Source organism: Streptomyces sp. NPDC102278, assembly GCF_044766345.1.
Lineage (GTDB): Bacteria > Actinomycetota > Actinomycetes > Streptomycetales > Streptomycetaceae > Streptomyces.
Genome location: NZ_JBIWLV010000003.1, coordinates 35,250 through 51,407, shown reverse-complemented (window position 1 = coordinate 51,407; position 16,158 = coordinate 35,250). Strand labels below are relative to the sequence as shown.

Annotated in this window: 14 protein-coding genes and 1 tRNA gene; 1 reads left to right on the top strand and 14 read right to left on the bottom strand. The window is 73.6% G+C overall.

Annotated elements, in window-relative coordinates; all coding sequences use genetic code 11:
- Positions 1-173 precede the first annotated feature (173 nt).
- Both ACIRO3_RS09300 and ACIRO3_RS09295 read right to left on the bottom strand, forming a co-directional pair.
- Positions 174-2,132: an SPFH domain-containing protein gene (locus ACIRO3_RS09300; RefSeq protein WP_404134261.1), complete on the bottom strand. Its 1,959-nt coding sequence runs from the start codon at positions 2,130-2,132 to the stop codon at positions 174-176.
- 491 nt (positions 2,133-2,623) lie between these two features.
- Positions 2,624-4,078 (bottom strand): peptidoglycan-binding protein, encoded by a 1,455-nt coding sequence (locus tag ACIRO3_RS09295; protein WP_404135279.1) that lies wholly within the window; start codon positions 4,076-4,078, stop codon positions 2,624-2,626.
- 232 nt (positions 4,079-4,310) lie between these two features.
- Between ACIRO3_RS09295 and ACIRO3_RS09290 the strand changes: the two genes are divergently transcribed.
- Positions 4,311-4,384: transfer RNA gene (locus ACIRO3_RS09290), tRNA-Lys, on the top strand.
- A gap of 68 nt (positions 4,385-4,452) precedes the next feature.
- Here the strand turns inward: ACIRO3_RS09290 and ACIRO3_RS09285 are convergent.
- The 12 genes from ACIRO3_RS09285 to ACIRO3_RS09230 all read right to left on the bottom strand — a co-directional run bounded on the left by ACIRO3_RS09285 (position 4,453) and on the right by ACIRO3_RS09230 (position 16,114).
- The gene (locus tag ACIRO3_RS09285; protein WP_365997743.1) at positions 4,453-5,079 is read right to left on the bottom strand and encodes a class F sortase; all 627 of its coding nucleotides are present in this window, start codon (positions 5,077-5,079) and stop codon (positions 4,453-4,455) included.
- Positions 5,080-5,128: 49 nt separating this feature from the next.
- Positions 5,129-5,776: a hypothetical protein gene (locus tag ACIRO3_RS09280; RefSeq protein ID WP_404134258.1), complete on the bottom strand. Its 648-nt coding sequence runs from the start codon at positions 5,774-5,776 to the stop codon at positions 5,129-5,131.
- Positions 5,777-5,912: 136 nt separating this feature from the next.
- Positions 5,913-6,692: an HAD-IIA family hydrolase gene (locus ACIRO3_RS09275; protein ID WP_361771649.1), complete on the bottom strand. Its 780-nt coding sequence runs from the start codon at positions 6,690-6,692 to the stop codon at positions 5,913-5,915.
- Positions 6,693-6,814: 122 nt separating this feature from the next.
- Positions 6,815-8,332, bottom strand: a complete 1,518-nt coding sequence (locus tag ACIRO3_RS09270) for an alkaline phosphatase family protein (RefSeq protein ID WP_404134255.1) — start codon at positions 8,330-8,332, stop codon at positions 6,815-6,817.
- A gap of 136 nt (positions 8,333-8,468) precedes the next feature.
- Positions 8,469-9,560 (bottom strand): 2-aminoethylphosphonate ABC transporter substrate-binding protein, encoded by a 1,092-nt coding sequence (locus tag ACIRO3_RS09265; RefSeq protein ID WP_404134253.1) that lies wholly within the window; start codon positions 9,558-9,560, stop codon positions 8,469-8,471.
- A gap of 108 nt (positions 9,561-9,668) precedes the next feature.
- On the bottom strand, positions 9,669-10,466 hold the full coding sequence (locus tag ACIRO3_RS09260; RefSeq protein WP_404134250.1) for an ABC transporter permease: 798 nt from the start codon (positions 10,464-10,466) through the stop codon (positions 9,669-9,671).
- A complete protein-coding gene (locus ACIRO3_RS09255; protein ID WP_404134247.1) occupies positions 10,453-11,388 on the bottom strand; it encodes a 2-aminoethylphosphonate ABC transporter permease subunit in 936 nt (311 codons plus the stop codon). Before ACIRO3_RS09255 ends, ACIRO3_RS09260 begins: the two co-directional genes overlap by 14 nt.
- On the bottom strand, positions 11,381-12,430 hold the full coding sequence (locus ACIRO3_RS09250) for an ABC transporter ATP-binding protein (protein WP_404134244.1): 1,050 nt from the start codon (positions 12,428-12,430) through the stop codon (positions 11,381-11,383). The genes ACIRO3_RS09255 and ACIRO3_RS09250 overlap by 8 nt, the downstream gene beginning before the upstream one ends.
- The gene (locus ACIRO3_RS09245) at positions 12,427-13,218 is read right to left on the bottom strand and encodes a phosphonatase-like hydrolase (RefSeq protein WP_404134241.1); all 792 of its coding nucleotides are present in this window, start codon (positions 13,216-13,218) and stop codon (positions 12,427-12,429) included. Before ACIRO3_RS09245 ends, ACIRO3_RS09250 begins: the two co-directional genes overlap by 4 nt.
- Before the next feature lie 6 nt (positions 13,219-13,224).
- Entirely contained in the window at positions 13,225-14,346 is a 1,122-nt protein-coding gene (locus ACIRO3_RS09240) for a TIGR03364 family FAD-dependent oxidoreductase (protein WP_404134238.1), read from the bottom strand.
- 148 nt (positions 14,347-14,494) lie between these two features.
- Entirely contained in the window at positions 14,495-15,265 is a 771-nt protein-coding gene (locus ACIRO3_RS09235; RefSeq protein ID WP_404134235.1) for a GntR family transcriptional regulator, read from the bottom strand.
- A gap of 33 nt (positions 15,266-15,298) precedes the next feature.
- Positions 15,299-16,114: a hypothetical protein gene (locus ACIRO3_RS09230; protein ID WP_404134232.1), complete on the bottom strand. Its 816-nt coding sequence runs from the start codon at positions 16,112-16,114 to the stop codon at positions 15,299-15,301.
- Positions 16,115-16,158 lie beyond the last annotated feature (44 nt).

Here is a 16,158-nt window from a genome sequence, read left to right as displayed (position 1 = left end):
CTAGGTCTAGACCAAGTCCCAGATTATTGACCGGAGTTGGCCATGTCTATACCAATGGGAAAACGGGTGGTCCGGTCGTTCCCGGCCACCCGTTCTTTCGCGTCGCTCGTCGTCTTCTGCCGCGTCGCTCCCGTCTTCCCCGCCTTCTCCCGCGTCCCGGCCGCCGCCCGCCGCTACTGGTCGGAGCGACCGGTGTAGAAGGCCACGGTGAGGTCCTTCACCAGGGCCTTGCGCTCGTAGTCGTCCAGTTCGACGATCCCCCGTGACGTGAGCCGGTGGACCGTGTCGTCCACCGCGTCGACGACCGAGGACAGCACGGCGTCCCGGTGCCTGGCGTCGATCGCCGCGATCCGCCGGCGCCGCATGGCCTCCGCCACCTCCGGGGCGTACTCGATCCGGGTGGGCTGGGCGGAGAAGACCTCGACCCCGACGGCCTCGGTCTCGGCCGCCAGCAGGCGGGTCAGCGCGTCACCGACCGCCTCGGCGTCGCGCAGCGTCGGGGCGTCGTCGTGGAAGGCGTCGGCCGGCAGTTGGGACAGCACCCGGGCCATCGCCGACTCGACCTGCTCGGCCAGGTAGTCCGTGTGGTCCTCGACGGCGAGGGTCGCGCGGGCCGTGTCCTTGACCTGCCAGACGACCTGCACGACCACCTGGAGGGCGAGGCCACCCGAGTCCACCGCGGGCATGGGCTCGCTGCGCCAGTGGCGCAGCCGTACGTCCACCCGCCGGCGCAGCAGCAGGGGGCTGACCCAGGTGAGGCCGGTGCGCCGCACCGTGCCCCGGTAGCTGCCGAAGAGGGTGAGCACCCAGGCGTGACCGGCCTTGGCCCGGCCGAGCCCGCCGAGCGCGAGGAGCGTGACGATCCCGAGGAAGGCGAGCGGGGGCCAGTGGGTCGCCCGCAGCCCGTGGTAGGCGCGCGGGGCCGCCCCGAAGGCGGCGGCGAGCGCGTCGGGGACGGCGCCGGCCCGCCAGAGCACCGCCGAGCAGCCGGCCAGCGCGAGGCCGCCGACGGCCACGGCGATCCAGCCGGGGAGCACGGGCCCGCGGTGTTCGCGGAGCCGGTCGTCGCCCCGGGGGACACGACGGCCGGCCGCGGGACGGGGCGCGCGGGCCGCCTGCCCGGACGGCCGCGCGGCCGGGGCCTCGGCCGGGGCCGGGCTCTCCGGCGAGGCCTGCCCGAGGAAGGGCAGGTGCACGGGCACCGCGGTGGCCGAGGCCCCCGCGGCGGTCCCGAGGAGGGGAAGGTCCCGGGTGTCGTCCACCTCGGCCTCCGCCATGCCCCGGGCAACGGCCCGGGCGACGAGATCGGCGACGTCGTCCGCCGCGACACCGGCCGTGTCCGGTCCCGGGACCGTTCGCACGAGGGGTTCGGCGGGCGGCCAGAGCTCGTCCTGCGGGTGACCTTGCACGGCGGGGACGGCCGGGGGGTGGGGTTCGGGGGCCGGGGCGGGGTGGCGGTCCGTCACGGGCCTGGCCCGCGGGGCCTCCGGCGGCGCGTCCACCTCGCCGCGCGCGGCCGGCACCCCGTCCGGGTGCGCCCAGGCGTCCGGGCTCCACGCGTCCGGGACCGCTTCGACCGGGTCCTCCTCGACCGCGCGGTCCACCGGCTCGACCGCGTCGGCCGGCGCCTCGTACGGGTACGGCGGCGCGAACCCGTCGGCGCGGCGGGGCCGGGCGGTGTCCTGGTACGGACCGTCGGCCGGGTGCCCGTGGGCGTGGGTCGGGTACGCCGTCGGGGCCGGCGGCCCGGGTGGGACGGCGCGCAGCGGGCGGCGCTCCGGCTCCACGGGGACCGAGCCGCGGTACTCCGGCACGAGCACCGGCTCCGCCGGCTCGGGGCGGGCGTGGCGGGGGCGCGGCTCTCCCGCGCCGGGGTCCGCCGCCCCGGGCGGACCCGCGTGGGCGAACGCCGGCCACGCGAGCGCCGGGTGCGGCGCCCTGGCGGGCGGCTCGGGCACGGCCGCCCGGGCGGGCGCGTCGTCGGCGGGCCGGGGCCGCGCCTCGTCCGGTCGGTCGGCGGCGTGCGCCGGGTGCGGCAGGGGCGCCGGACCGTACGCGGGCGGCTCGTCGACGCGGCCGGCGGCGCCGGGCGCGGGGACGGCGGTCGCGGGGACGGCGGTCGCGGCCCGCACGTCGGGCGCCCACGTGGGGCGGGGCGGGACCGAGGCGGGGGCCGCGGTCGGGGCCGGCACCGCGGCCGCGGCCGGGGCCGGGGTCGGGGTCGGGACCGGGGCCGGGACCGGGGTCGGGGTCGGAGTCGGGGTTGGCACCGAGGCCGGGGCCGGGGCGGGTTCGGGCGCCGGCGCGGCCGGAGCCGAGGCCGGGGCTGGCACCGCGGCCGGGGCAGGTTCGGGCGCGGTCGCGGTCGCGGTCGCGGCCGGAGCCGGAGACGCGGCCGGAGCCGGAGCCGGGGGCACCGCTTCGACCGGTGCGGCCGCGGTGGTCCAGCGCCCCGGGCGGGGGGCTCGGGAGGGCGCCGACGGGTCGGGCCGGGTCGGGCCCTCCCCCGCGGCGGTGGCCGCCCAGGCGCCCGCGGCGTGGGGCCGGCTGCCGCTCGGGACCGGAGGAACGGGGAAGTCGCCCGTCGTGGACGTGGTGCGGGTGGGGTACATCGTTGCCTCCGTCATGCGAACAGCCGGCGCCAGGTTTCCGGGCCCGGGTAGCCGTCGGCCGAGGCGCCGCGCCAGCCCTGGGCGCGCTGGAAGGCCTCGACGTTGCGGCGGTCGGCCTCGCTCCAGAGGGCGCCCGGGGCGGACGTGTAGTGCGTGCCGAAGCCCTTCTGCACCAGTCGGCGACCGAGGGCGGTGATGAGCGCGTGGGACTGGCCCGGGCGGAAGACGGCCTTCCCCGGGTAGGCGGGCACCCCGCCCGGCCCCGGCAGGCCGGCCTTGACCGGCGTCGTCGTCGGTTTGGTCGGCTTGGTGGGCTTGGCGGGCGTGGTGGGCTTGGTCGGCGTGGCGGGCTTGGTGGGTGTGGTCGATGCGGCCGGCGGGATGTTCTTGCCCTGCCGCAGGGCCAGCAGCCGCCAGGTGTGGGCGCCGGGGATCCCGTCGGCGTCCGCGCCGCTCCAGCCCTGTGCCCGCTGGAACGCCCGGGTGGCCAGCAGATCCTCGTCGGACCACACCGGGCCCGGGCCGGTGGGGTAGAACCGGGCGCCGCCGCGTTCGATCAGCAACCGGCCGAGTTGGGTCACGTACTCGTTGTTCGCGCCCGGCCCGAACTTCGAGGCGCCGGGGAAGGTCGAGGACACCGCGGGCGGGGACCCGGTCGCCGGCAGTTCGACGGGCGTCACCGGGGGCGCCCCGCCCGTGACGCCCCCCGTGACCCCGTTGAAGCGGTAGGGGAGGTACTTGGTCGCGTTGGACCAGTAGCCGTACGGGGTGGCCAGCTTGCGGGTGTGCGGGCGGGTCTGCTCGTAGGCGACGTAGTGCGTCCGCGTCCCGTCGACCCAGCCGCCGAAGAGGACGACGTGCGAGCCGTTGTTGGGGTCCGCCGGGTTGTGGAAGAGCAGCATGTCGCCCGGCAGCAGCTCCTCCTTCGTGATCCGGGTGGCGAAGGTGTCGAGGCTGCCGGTCCACTCGTTCGTGCCGAGGTTCCAGGCCATCGAGACGTAGCCCGAGCAGTCCTGCCGGTAGCCGTCCGACCAGTACTCGGACATGCTGTAGGGGACCTTGGCGTCCAGCCACAGCTTCGCCCGGTTGATGATCGTCGTCCGGTCGATGCGCCGGATCGCCGACGGGGCGCCGGGCAGGCCGCCGGGTTTGGCGGGCGTGCCCTTCGGCCCGTGCAGCGGCGATCGACCGCCCTGCGGTGAGCCCGGGTCGGGACCGTCGAGCCGCACCGGGCCGAGGTGGGGCACCGCGGCGGAGGCGGCCAACGCGGCCGAGCCGCCGCCGCCCAGGACCACGCCGGCGGCGGTGGCGAGCACCAGCGCCCGGCGCGCGCCGCGGGCCGCGAGGTGGCCGCCGTCGCGAAGCGGTATGGCCCGCGCGCGGGCGAGGGTGCGACGGCGCTGCGCGCACCCGAGGCAGACGCAGTCGCCCGCGGGCTCGTACTCCTCGAAGACCGGCATGGGCATCGGCTGCGGCATCTGCACATGCATCGGAGGCTGCATCGTCATGCGGTTCCGTCCACTCCCCTGCTCGTCCACTGGTCCGGCGTCCGGGCACACATCTGGCGGGGCATCAGATGCGGCTCGGCCCAGACATATCGTGCACGACAAACCCCTTAAACATGGGTTAATCGGACAACACGGGCGCGGCTGGTCACGAGCACCTCTGGAGGTGGGGTAGAGTTTTGCCTGTCACCAAGCGCCGCTAGCTCAGTTGGTTAGAGCAGCTGACTCTTAATCAGCGGGTCCGGGGTTCGAGTCCCTGGCGGCGCACAGACGAGAAGAAACCCCCCGAGGCGAAAGCCTCGGGGGGTTTCTTCGTTCCCTCGTCCGGCCCTGTCTCAGGCGGCCTCTCCGGTCCGGGAGTCGACGCCCGTCAGGTAGGCGGAAACCACCACATTGGCCGTGTACTGCTTGGCCGCCTTGTCGTAGGTTCCCCCGCACGTCACCAGTCTCAGCTCGGCCCGCCCCTTGACGCGCGGGCCGTACGCCTTGGCCGGGTCGAAGCCCGCCCGCTCGTGGACCTTGACGTCCTCGATCGTGAACTCCGCGACCGAACCGTCCGCCCGCCGCACCCGGATCTTGCCGCCCGGCTCGACGGTGCTCAGCCCGAAGAACACCGCGGGCTTGGACTTCGTGTCCACGTGGCCGACCATCAACGCCGTCCCGGCCGCGCCCGGCAGGGTGCCGCCGCTCCACCAGCCCACCGTGCCCGGACTCTCGTAGGGCGGTGGCTCGATCGCGCCCTGCGCGTCGAGCCTGCGGAAGATCACCGGCGCCCGGATGCCCATGGCGGGTACGTCGACCCGCGCGGGCAGGGAACCGTCCAGCGGCGCGTGCGCCGCCGGCAGCCCCGGGACCACCACCCCGCCCGCCTGACCGCCGGCCGGGGGCGGCACCCCGGTGATCTCGCGACCCCACAGCCACAGGCCGCACACCAGCACCGACCACGCGGCGACGGTCAGCACGCGGGATCCGCCGGAGCTCCTCGGCTCCCCGGTCACCGGAGGCGGACCCTCACGCGCCGCTGCGGCGGCGGCGCAGGGTCAGGGCCCGACCGGCGACGGCCAGCGTCGCGGCGGCGGCCAGGACGGCGCCGATCACCGTGTGCGGCAGTCCCGGGCCGTCGGCGTCATGGCTCTTCTTCGCGGTGACGCTCGCCCGCGCGCCCTCCGCGGCCCGGGCCTGTTCCCGCTCCTTGGCGATCTTCGTGGTCGCGGCGAGTTCGGCGGCCATGCCGCCGCCGCCCGCGTGGACGGGCCAGACCGGCGTGTGGTGCGGGTTCGGGCGGCCGCGGTGGACCTGGAGGGAGCCGCGCACCTCGCGGCCCTCGCACTTGACCCGGATCTCGTGCCACCCGGGCTCGGCATGGTGGGCGATGGTCGCCTCGCCCCACAGGACCTTGCGGTCGCCGCGCCCCGGGGACAGCCTGGCCTCCCAGGCGAACACGGACGAGTTGGCGGCGGCCCCGTCGCACTCGCAGCCGCGGACCTCCAGCTTGACCCGGTCCCCCGGTTCGGCGGGATTGGGCCGGACCGAGACGCTGCCGCGGTCCCGGTCCCTGTTCCAGTCCTCGGCGACGACAGCGGGCGCGGTCACGGCCGTGAGGGCCGTCAGGGCGACGGCCACCCCGGTGGCACGGAAAGCGATCAGAGCACTGCGCATGGTGAACCTCCTCGACAAGGAGCCTCACGCGCGGCGCGGCGCTCCGCATCCGGAGCGGCGCCCGCTTGGCCCGTACGTGTCAGCCGTACGCCCCGTACGTGTCAGCCGTACGCGTTGGGACCGGGGTGATCCCGTGTCAGACGAGATCGACCAGGTCGGCGATCGAGTCGACCGTCTTCGTCGGGCGGTAGGGGAACTTCTCGGTGTCCTCGATCGAGGTGAGGCCGGTCAGCACGAGGAAGGTCTGCATGCCCGCCTCCAGCCCGGCCAGGACGTCGGTGTCCATCCGGTCGCCGATCATCGCGCTGCTCTCGGAGTGCGCGCCGATGGCGTTCAGGCCGGTCCGCATCATCAGCGGGTTGGGCTTGCCGGCGAAGTACGGCTGCTTGCCGGTCGCCTTGGTGATCAGCGCGGCGACCGCGCCCGTGGCGGGCAGCGGGCCCTCGGTGGACGGGCCGGTCTCGTCGGGGTTGGTGCAGATGAAGCGGGCGCCGCCGTTGATCAGCCGGACGGCCTTGGTCATCGCCTCGAAGCTGTACGTGCGGGTCTCGCCCAGCACCACGTAGTCCGGCTCGTGGTCCGTGAGGATGTAGCCGATGTCGTGCAGGGCGGTGGTCAGTCCGGCCTCGCCGATGACGTACGCCGTGCCGCCCGGGCGCTGGTCGTCGAGGAACTTGGCGGTGGCCAGCGCGGAGGTCCAGATGTTCTCGACGGGCACCTGGAGGCCCATGCGGTTGAGGCGGGCCTGGAGGTCGCGCGGGGTGTAGATGGAGTTGTTGGTCAGCACCAGGAAGGGCTTGCCGGACTCGCGCAGCCGCTTGATGAAGGCATCCGCGCCGGGGATCGGGGTGCCCTCGTGGATGAGGACCCCGTCCATGTCGGTGAGCCAGGATTCGATCGGCTTGCGCTCTGCCACGGGACTGTTCTCCGCTCTGCGGGGCCTCTGACCTCGGGTCTCTGGTCTGTACCACCCTATCCGGGGCGGGCCGTGGGCGTGGAGGCCGTCCACGGCCCGGACATCGGGCCCCTCGGGGCGGCTCAGCCGAGGGTGACGTCGTCCACGGTCCAGAACCAGTTGTTGGTGCCGCTGTAGCGGAAGCGGACCTGGACGTCGGTGGCGCCGGCCGGCACCTGGAGCGTCAGGTTCTCGGTCTTGGCGAGGGCGTCGGCCGTGTGCGTCTTGACCACGGTCGGGGCGCCGCCGTTGTACGACACCAGGACCTGGGCGATCTGGCCGGCCTCGTGGCGGTAGTGCGTCCGGTAGGCCAGGGTCTTCGTGGAGCCGCCGGTGACCGGCCACTTGGGGGTGACCAGGGTGGAGTCGAAGGTGCCGGTGTGGCTCTTGTCGTCCCACTCGTCGGAGTCGGCCACGGCGAACACGTCGCGGGAGCGGACGTTCAGCTCGCGCCACTGGTCGCGCTGCGACTGGCTCCAGAACTCGTCCGTCGCGAAGGCCCAGCCGGCCCACTCGGTGACGCCGCCCGTGCCCATCTTCGAGTTGTCCACGGCCCAGCCGGCCGGCGGGGTGTGCGTGAAGCCCTTCACGCCGGCCGGGATGCCCGTCTCGTCCACGCGGGCCCGGAGGGTGGGGCGCAGGGTGTCGAAGGGGTCGTTGTCGGGGGCGTCCAGCGGGACCCCGTCGAGGGCGGAGCCGCTGACGCCGACCTGGGCGAGGGCGGTCGCGGCGACGTCGACGAGCCGTACGTCGGTGCGTACCGAACCGGCGGGGATCCCGGCGCCCTTGGCGATGACGAAGGTGCCGCGCTCCGCGATCGTGGACCCGCCGTGGCCGCCGCCGTCGGTGTGGCCGTGATCGGTGGTGACCAGGATCTTCCAGTTCTCCCGGTCGCGGGTGGGGCGGCTCTCGACGGCGGTCAGGAGCTTGCCGACCAGGACGTCGACGCGGGCGATGGCGTTCAGGTACTCCTGACTCGCCGCGCCGGAGGTGTGCCCCGCGTGGTCCACCTCGCCGAGGTAGACGAAGGCGGCGTCCGGGTTCTGGTCGCGCAGTTCGGTGGCGGCCGCGGCGGCGATCTTGGGGTCCTCGCTGCCGTAGCCGTCGCGATCGCCCTTGAGGGAGAGCCGTTTGTCGACCTTCGAGGAGAAGATCGGGCCGTTCTGGTCGGTGGAGGTGACGGGCTCCCAGTCGGCGGCCGCGTAGGTGTTGAGGGCCGGCTTGGCGTTCTCGACGCGGGTCAGGAAGTCCGGGTACGCCGTGTAGTTCTTGCCGGTGAAGGAGTTGTCCTTCACGCCGTGCTTGTCGGGCCAGACGCCGGTGGCGATGCCGGACCAGCCGGGGCCGGAGGAGGTGGCGGCCATCGGATTCGCGTACAGGGTGCTCTTCGCGGTCAGACCCTGGGCCATCAGGCCGTTGAGGTGGGGCGCGTCGGCGGCCTTGACGCGGTCGAGGACCACGCCGTCGAGGCCGATGACGAGCACCTTGTCGGTGGTGGCGGTCTCGGCGGCGCCGGCGGGGTGCGCGCCGAGGGCGGTGGCCAGCAGGGTGGCGGCGGCGGCGACCGTCAGGACACGGCGCGGTGGCAGGGCAGGGGGCACGTGATCCTCCGGGAGGGATCGTGGGGACGGCGCGGGTGGGCGTGCGGGGGGTCCGGACCGAAGGCGCGCGCTCCTTGGTCCAGACCCGTTATCTCCACGTCACTGTCCCGGCGGCAGGTGGCCGGAGAGTGACCGGTCAGCTTCCGGTTGCCGACTTCCACGCGTCCACGTGGGCCGTGAGGTTCTTGTCGATGTCCGCCCAGTCGGGCTCGAAGATCTCGACGCCCGCCATGAGCTTGGTGAGTTGGACGGCGTTGGCGTCGGTCGGCTTGACGTCGGTGCGCGCCGGGAAGCCGCCGCCGACCTCGCTGACCAGCTTCTGGGCTTCCTCGCCGAGCAGGAAGTCCAGGAGCTTGCGGCCGTTCTCGGTGTGCGGGGCCTTGTCGACCAGGCCGGCCGCGTACGGCAGGGAGAAGGTGGTGGGCTTGCCGCCGTCCTTGGCCGGGAACCAGATGCCGAGGTTGGGCATGGACTTGGCCTGCGCGAAGTTCATCTGCACGTCGCCGTTGGCGACGAGCAGCTCCCCCTTGTCGGTCTTCGGGGCGAGCTTGCTGGTGGAGGAGGACGGGCCGACGTTGTTGGCCTGCAGCTTCTTCAGGTACTCCATCGCCGGCTCCTTGCCGCCGAAGTCGTGCATCGACTTGACGAGCACGGCGGTGCCGTCGCCCGCGACGCCCGGGGTGGAGTACTGGAGCCGCCCCTTGTACTTGGCGTCCAGCAGCTCTTCCCAGGTCTTGGGGGCCTGCGGCAACTCCTTCTTGTTGTAGACGAAGCCGAAGTAGTTGTTGACGATCGAGGTCCACTTCCCGTCGCCGGCCTTGTCGCCGCCGTTGACCTTCTCGGAGCCCCGGGGGGCGTAGGCCTGGAGGAGGCCCTTCCCGTCGGCCTGCTGGATGAAGGGCGGCAGGGTGACCAGTACGTCGGCCTGGGTGTTGGTCCTCTCGCGGACGGCGCGCTGCACCATCTCGCCCGAACCGCCCTCGACGTACTTGACCTCGATGCCCGTCTCCTTGGTGAACGCGGCGAAGACCTTGTCGTACCAGCCGTCGCCCTTCTCGCCCTTGAGGCCGTCGGCGCTGTAGACGGTGACGACCTTCGCGTCGGCCTTGGAGTCGGCGGAGCCGGATCCGCCGCCGCAGGCGGTGAGGCCGGCGGCGAGGGCGAGGCCCCCGCTGACGGCGGCGACGGTGCGAAGGGGAATGCGGAGGCTGTTGCGCTTGCCGGGCATGGGGCTTCCTTACGGGAAAGGGAGTCAGCAGGGGTTCAACGGTGTGGGGAGTGGCGGCGAGGGGGCGTGACGGGGAGGGGTGCGTGGCGCGGGCGTGACCGGGGCGGGTCAGCGGTAGGACGCCTTGGTGCGGATGCGGGAGACGACCAGGAGCACCAGCAGGGTGGTGGCCATCAGGACCACCGCGACGGCCGATCCGCCGAAGAGCGAACCCCGGTCGGTGGCGGTGAAGACGCGGACCGGCAGGGGCATCCAGTCCGGCGGGTAGAGCATCATCGTGGCGCTCAACTCGCCCATGGACAGGGCGAAGCAGAGCCCGGCGGCGGCCGTCAGGGAGGGCAGCAGCAGGGGGATCCTGATCCGCCACAGCACCTGGGCGGGACGTGCGCCCAGGGAGGCGGCGGCCTGCTCGTACGCGGGGTCCAGGCGCGCGATCGCGGCGGAGACCGACTGGTGGGCGAAGGCCGTGACGAGGACGGTGTGCGCGAGGATGACGATCCCGCTCGTCCCGTTGAGCAGCAGGGGTGGCCGGCTGAAGGCGACGAGGACGGCGAGGCCCACCACCACCGACGGTACGGCGACCGGCAGCATGAACAGGGCGTCCAGGACGCGCTTGCCGCGCTTCTTCGATCCGGCGGCGGCCAGCGCCGCCCACGTGCCGACGACGAGGGCGAGCAGGCTCGCGACGAGGGCGGTGACCAGGGACGTGGTGAGGGCCTGGAGGGATTCGCCCCGGACGGCCGAGGCGTAGTTCTCGGTGGTGGGGCCGGAGGGGAAGGCGCCGGACCAGTGGGTGGAGAAGGAGGCGGCCACCACGACGAGCAGCGGCAGTGCGAAGAGGGGCAGGAAGAGGAGGCCGAAGAGGGCCCAGGCGGCCCAGCGGCCGGCCCTGCTATGCACCAGCACGCTTGCTCACCACCCGGTAGAGGCCGAACAGGCCGACGGAGATCGCGATGTTGACGACGGCGACGACGCAGGCGGCGGTGTAGTCGGACTCCAGGATCGCCTTGCCGTAGACGAGCATCGGGAGCGTGGTGACGTCCTTGGCGCCGGTGAACAGGACGATCCCGAACTCGTTGAGGCACATGACGAGGACCAGGCTGCCGCCTGCGGCGAGGGCCGGGAGCGCCTCGGGGAGGATCACCCGTCGGACGATCCGGGCGGGTCCGGCGCCGAGCGAGGAGGCCACCTCCAGCTGGGCGGTGTCCAGTTGGGAGAAAGCGGCGAGCAGCGGGCGCATGACGAACGGGGTGAAGTAGGTGATCTCCGCGAGGAGGACGCCCCAGGGTGTGGCCAGGAAGTGGAAGGGGCCGTCCGCGACGCCGAGGACGTCGGTCCAGATCCCGTTGGCCATCCCGACCGTGCCGTAGATGAAGAGGAGGGCGAGGGTGATGAGGAAGGAGGGGAAGGAGAGGAAGACGTCGATGAACCGGGAGACGGCCCTGGCCCCGGGGAAGGGCACGAAGGCGATGACGAGGGCCAGCGCGAAGCCGAGGACGAGACATCCGACGGTGGCGCCGACGGCCAACCAGACGGTGGTGCCGAGGGCCTCGCGGAAGGCGGTGGAGGCGAAGACGGAGGAGTACGCGTCGAAGGCGCCGCCGCCGTTCTCGGGGGTGAAGGACTGCCGGACGACCAGGGCGAGCGGGTAGAGGAAGACCAGCGCGAGGACGACCACCGGGGGCAGGCTCCACACCCAGCGCGGGACACCGCGCGCGGCGGGCACGGACCCGGCGGATACGGACCCGGCGGGCACGGACCCGGCGGGCACGGACCCGGCGGACGACGGCCCGGCGGCGGCCGTTCGCGGGTCCGCGACCTCAGCCATCCGTCACCCCCGCCGACAGCAGCACCGCGTCCCGGGGCTCGAAGTGCAGGGTCACCCGGTCGCCCGGCGCCGGGGTCTCGCGCAGTTCGGGCAGGTCCGCCTTGATCCGGTGGCCCGCGACGTCCACGTACAGCCGGTGCGTCGAGCCGCGCCACTGCACCTCGGTGATCGTGCCGTCCAGGGCGTTGGGGCCCGTACCGAGGCCGATCAGGTGCGGGCGTACGCACAGGGTGGCGCCGGCGCCGGGCGCGGCGCGGCCCCGGTCGAGTTCCAGGGCGCGTCCCTCGAACACCGCACCGGTGTCGGCGACGGTCACCGGGAGCAGGTTGGCGTTGCCGACGAAGGAGGCCGTGAACTCGGTGCGCGGCGACCGGTACAACCGGCGCGGGGTGCCGCAGTCCTGGAGCCGGGCCTTGTCCATGACGGCGATCCGGTCGGCCAGGGTCAGGGCCTCGATCTGGTCGTGTGTGACGTACAGGATGGACACGTCGGGGAGTTCCCGGTGCAGTCGGGCCAGTTCGGCGAGCATCCCGGAGCGCAGTTGGGCGTCCAGCGCGGACAGCGGCTCGTCGAGGAGGAGCACGCCGGGCCGGATGGCGAGCGCGCGGGCGATGGCCACGCGCTGTTGCTGCCCGCCGGAGAGTTCGCGGGGGTGGCGCTTGGCGTAGGCGGCCATCCCGGTCATCTCCAGGGCCTGCGCGACACGGCCGGGTATCTCGGACCGGGGCGTCTTGTGCGCCTTGAGCCCGAACGCGACGTTGTCCTCGACGCGCAGGTGCGGGAAGAGCGCGTACTGCTGGACGACCATGCCGATGCCGCGTGTGTGGGGCGGGAGGGCGGTGACGTCCCGGTCTCCGATGAACACCCGGCCCGCGAAGGGCCGTACGAAGCCGGCGACCGCCCGCAGGGCCGTGGTCTTGCCCGAGCCCGACGGACCGAGCAGGGCCATGACCTCGCCCTGCTCGATCGTCAGGTCCAGGGAGTCCAGCACGGTGTTGCCGTCGTAGGCGACCGAGACCGACTCGAAGCGGATTCCGCTCACGTGCCGGACTCCCGGGTCAACAGCGCGGGGAGTTCGGCGATCGAGCCGAGGACGTGGGTCGCGCCGTGCTCGTCGAGGGCCCGGCGGTCGTGGGCGCCGGTGAGGACGCCCGCCACGATCCCGGCGCCGGCGCGGCGGCCGCCGAGCATGTCGTACGCCGTGTCGCCGGCGACGACCGTCTCGCGTACGTCGGCCACCGCGCCGGTGCGCAGGAACGCCGCCAGCACCATGTCCGGGTAGGGCCGGCCGCGACCGCCCGCGTCGGCGGGGCACAGGGTGAGGTCGGCGAGGTCCCGCCAGCCGAGGGCGTCCAGGATGGCGTCCTGGGTGACGCGGGCGAAGCCGGTGGTCAGGACGACGGTGCGGCCGTCGCCGCGCAGCTTCTCGATGGTCTCGCGGGCGCCGGGGATCGGGCTGACCAGGCCCCCGTCGACGAGTTCCGCGTAGGCCTCCTCGAAGGTCGCGTTGGCCTGTCGGGCGAGGTCCTCGCTGCCGAAGAGGTGGCGGAAGACGGAGATCTTCGACTCGCCCATGGTGTCGCGGACGTACTGGAGCTTCGCGGCGTGGTCGGCGGTGCCGGGTTCGACGCCGAGGCGCTCGGCGGCGCGCTCGAAGGCCCGCTCGACGAGGCCGCCGTCGGCGACGGTGGTGCCGGCCATGTCGAGGACGATCAGCCCGCCGGGGGTGACCGTGCCAGCGGTGGTGCCCGTGCGGTCGGTGGTGCCCGTGGATTCGGTGGTGCCCGTGGTGCTCGCGGTGCTCGTGATGCTCGTGGATTCGGTGCTCATGTGTGGTTACCAGCCCAGTTCGTTCGCGGTGGTCTCGGCTATGGCGGGCGAGCAGGTCATGCCGCGCCCGCCCGGTCCGGTCACCAGCCAGACGCCGTCGCTCACCTGCTTGCGGTGGACGACGCGGGTGGTGTCGGTGCACTGCGCGTACACGCCCGCCCAGCGGTGCCGGATCTTCGGCAGCGGGCGGCCCAGGAGGGATTCGACGACCCCGGTGAGGTGCTCGTAGGGGTCTTCGAGGGTGTCGAACGCGAAGGGGTGCTCGTACTCGTGGGTGTCGCCGATGGTCAGTCCGCCGTCCCGGCGCTGGACCATCAGGAGCTGCATCCTGTGCTCGGCCGCGACGGGCGCCTGGGCCTGCTCGGCGTTGAGGGCGTCCAGGGCGTCGCTCCGGTAGGCGGGGTAGTAGCGGAAGCTGTCCGCGTCGGCTACCGACGTGGTCAACGGCTCGCCGAGCGGGGCGGTCTGCATCATCTGCAGCCGGACCCGGCGCACGGGGAGGTCGGGTTCCAACTCGCGGACCAGGCCGCTCAGCCAGGCGCCGGTGGCGAGGATCACCGCGTCGCCGCGGTGGACGTCGCCGTGGTCGTCGCGGACGGCGCCGGGGCCGACGACCTCGCGGACCTCGCGCCCGGGGAGGAAGGTGTACCGGCCCGTGGCGCGCAGGGCCTCCCGCAGGTGCAATTGCGCGGTGCGCGGTTCGACGGCGGCGTCCCGCTCGCACCACAGGGCGGCGTCGAACTCGCCGCGCAGTGCCGGGTTGATCTTCCGGGCCGCGGCGGCGCCGACCAGCTCGTAGCCGCGGGCGGCGGCGTCGGGCCGGGCCGCGGCCGCCTCCGCCACGGCGTACTCGCGGGCGCCCCGTACGGGGGTGAGGGAGCCGATCGCGCGGAAGCCCAGGCCGGGCACCTGCGCGCCGATGCGCTCCCAGAGCTCGCGGGCCCGCAGGGCGGTGTCGAGCTCCTCGCCACCGGCCCGTCCACTGACCCAGATCTGACCGAAATTGCGCAGTGACGCGCCCCGGGCCTCGGCCTCCCGTTCGATCTGGACGACCTCGTGGCCGCGTTCGACTGCTTGCCAGGCGTGCATGGTGCCGACCACGCCGCCTCCGACGACTATGACTCTCACGCCGTCCACGGTGGGCGCGGGCCGTGTCCCACGAGGGGCCGGCCGGTGGCGCGACGGTGAACAGACCTCGACGTTTGGACTAGACCCGTTACCATTCTGTGATGACATTACGCCCCTTTGGAGGTGGTTGTTCGTGGATGGTGCTCCGCTATTCGGGCCGAAGCCGCGTCGTGAAGCTGAACCTGTCACCACGGTAGAGCGAACGCACGCGCTCCAGGGGGGCGCCCCCCTGGTCCCGTGAGAAACGGTGGATGAGCAGCATCGGAAGGGCGGGCGGGGTGCCGATCAGCAGCGCTTCGCGCGGTGTCGCGAGCACCGTCTCCAGCTTCTCGTCGGCGCCGCCGAACGCGATGCCGAGGCTGTCGCCGAGGTAGCCGTAGAAGGAGGAGTCCGGCTTGAAATCGCTGTCCAGCCGGGGCGCCCGGGCGACCCGGATGTACGTGCTCGCCAGGCCCACCCGCTCGTCGTCCGCGAGGAGCACCCGCTCCAGGTGCCAGACCGGCTCGCCGACCTCGGCGCCGATGCCGCCGCTCAGTTCGGTCGGGCAGGGGAACTGCTCCAGGCCGATGAGGGTACGGCCCGGGCGGCGGCCCTGACGGCGTACGCCCTCGGTGTAGCTCGCCAGTGAGAGCGGCTGCTCCAGCTTCGGCCCGGCGACGACGGTGCCGCGCCCCGAACGCCGCAGGCGCCCCTCCAGCAGCAGTTCGCGCAGGGCCTGGCGCACCGTCTCCCGCGACACCTCGTACCGCTCGGCGAGATCACGCTCGGTGGGCAGCGACCCGCCTTCCCCCAGCTCCTCGACGAGCACGGAGATACGGGCCTTGACCGCGTAGTACTTGGGGACGCGACCGTGCTCGGGGATCCCCGAACGCACGGGCCGGCCGGGGCGGTGCGGCTGGTACCTGAGGTGTTCTTCCACCCTGGGACTGTACGTGGGCCAGGTGTACGGCGATCAACGCGCGGCCCGCGCGCGCAGTCGGCGGGCCGCGAGCAGGAGGCCGCCGCCGGTGGCGAGGGCGACCGCGGAACCGGCGGCGTACACCCACTCGCGGGGGCCGGTGTGCGCGAGCGCGCCCCCTTCGGCGGAGTCCTCGGCGCCCTCCACGAAGAACCGGTACCCGCCGGCCTCGCCGACCCAGTCCCCGTCGTCGGCCTTGCGCTGGACCAGGGCCGCGTCGGCGACCACCTCGCCGAGCGGGGCGTCGGGCGCGAAGGCCAGCTGCACCTTGACGGTGAGGGAACCCCCGCCGGCCACGGAGAACCCGGAGAAGGCGTCCCCGCCGTCGAAGACGGCGATGATCTCGTCGCGGTCGGTGTGCTCCAGGGAGACGGGGTAGGGGCCGCCGGGGGCGTCGAAGTCCATCCGGAGATCGGCGGGGCGCAGGGCGCGCGCCTTGTCGGTGAAGACGATCACGGGGTGGATGGCCGTGCAGCGATCGCCGGTGGTATTGGTCAGGTCCAGGAACCAGGACTGCGCGCCGCCGCCGGTCCGGTAGACGGCCGGACCGCCTCGGATCCGGGCCCCGATGGGGAAGGCGGTGCTCTTGCCGTCCCCGCAGGTGGCCTGGACCCGGGAGGGCAGCGCGGGCGCGGGGCGGGCTCCCCCGCCCGCACCGACGTCGGCGCGGGCGCCGGGCGCGAGGGCGACGAGGAGGGCGGCGGAGACGCAGGCGGAGAGAACGGCCGGGAGCACGGCCGGGAGGGCGGCCGGGCGGGCGGGCGGAAGCACGGCGGGAAACGCGGCGGGGAGGGCAAGGGCTTTGCGCATTCGCATGGAAGACCTTCGCAGCTCGCCGGACGGGGACGATGATC

Excerpts from the sequence above, each read along its gene's own strand:
- ACIRO3_RS09295 (WP_404135279.1), bottom strand. The coding sequence starts at position 4,078 with ATGCCCATGCCGGTCTTCGAGGAGTACGAGCCCGCGGGCGACTGCGTC.
- ACIRO3_RS09280 (WP_404134258.1), bottom strand. The coding sequence starts at position 5,776 with ATGCGCAGTGCTCTGATCGCTTTCCGTGCCACCGGGGTGGCCGTCGCC.
- ACIRO3_RS09265 (WP_404134253.1), bottom strand. The coding sequence starts at position 9,560 with ATGCCCGGCAAGCGCAACAGCCTCCGCATTCCCCTTCGCACCGTCGCC.
- ACIRO3_RS09255 (WP_404134247.1), bottom strand. The coding sequence starts at position 11,388 with ATGGCTGAGGTCGCGGACCCGCGAACGGCCGCCGCCGGGCCGTCGTCC.
- ACIRO3_RS09245 (WP_404134241.1), bottom strand. The coding sequence starts at position 13,218 with ATGAGCACCGAATCCACGAGCATCACGAGCACCGCGAGCACCACGGGC.
- ACIRO3_RS09230 (WP_404134232.1), bottom strand. The coding sequence starts at position 16,114 with ATGCGCAAAGCCCTTGCCCTCCCCGCCGCGTTTCCCGCCGTGCTTCCG.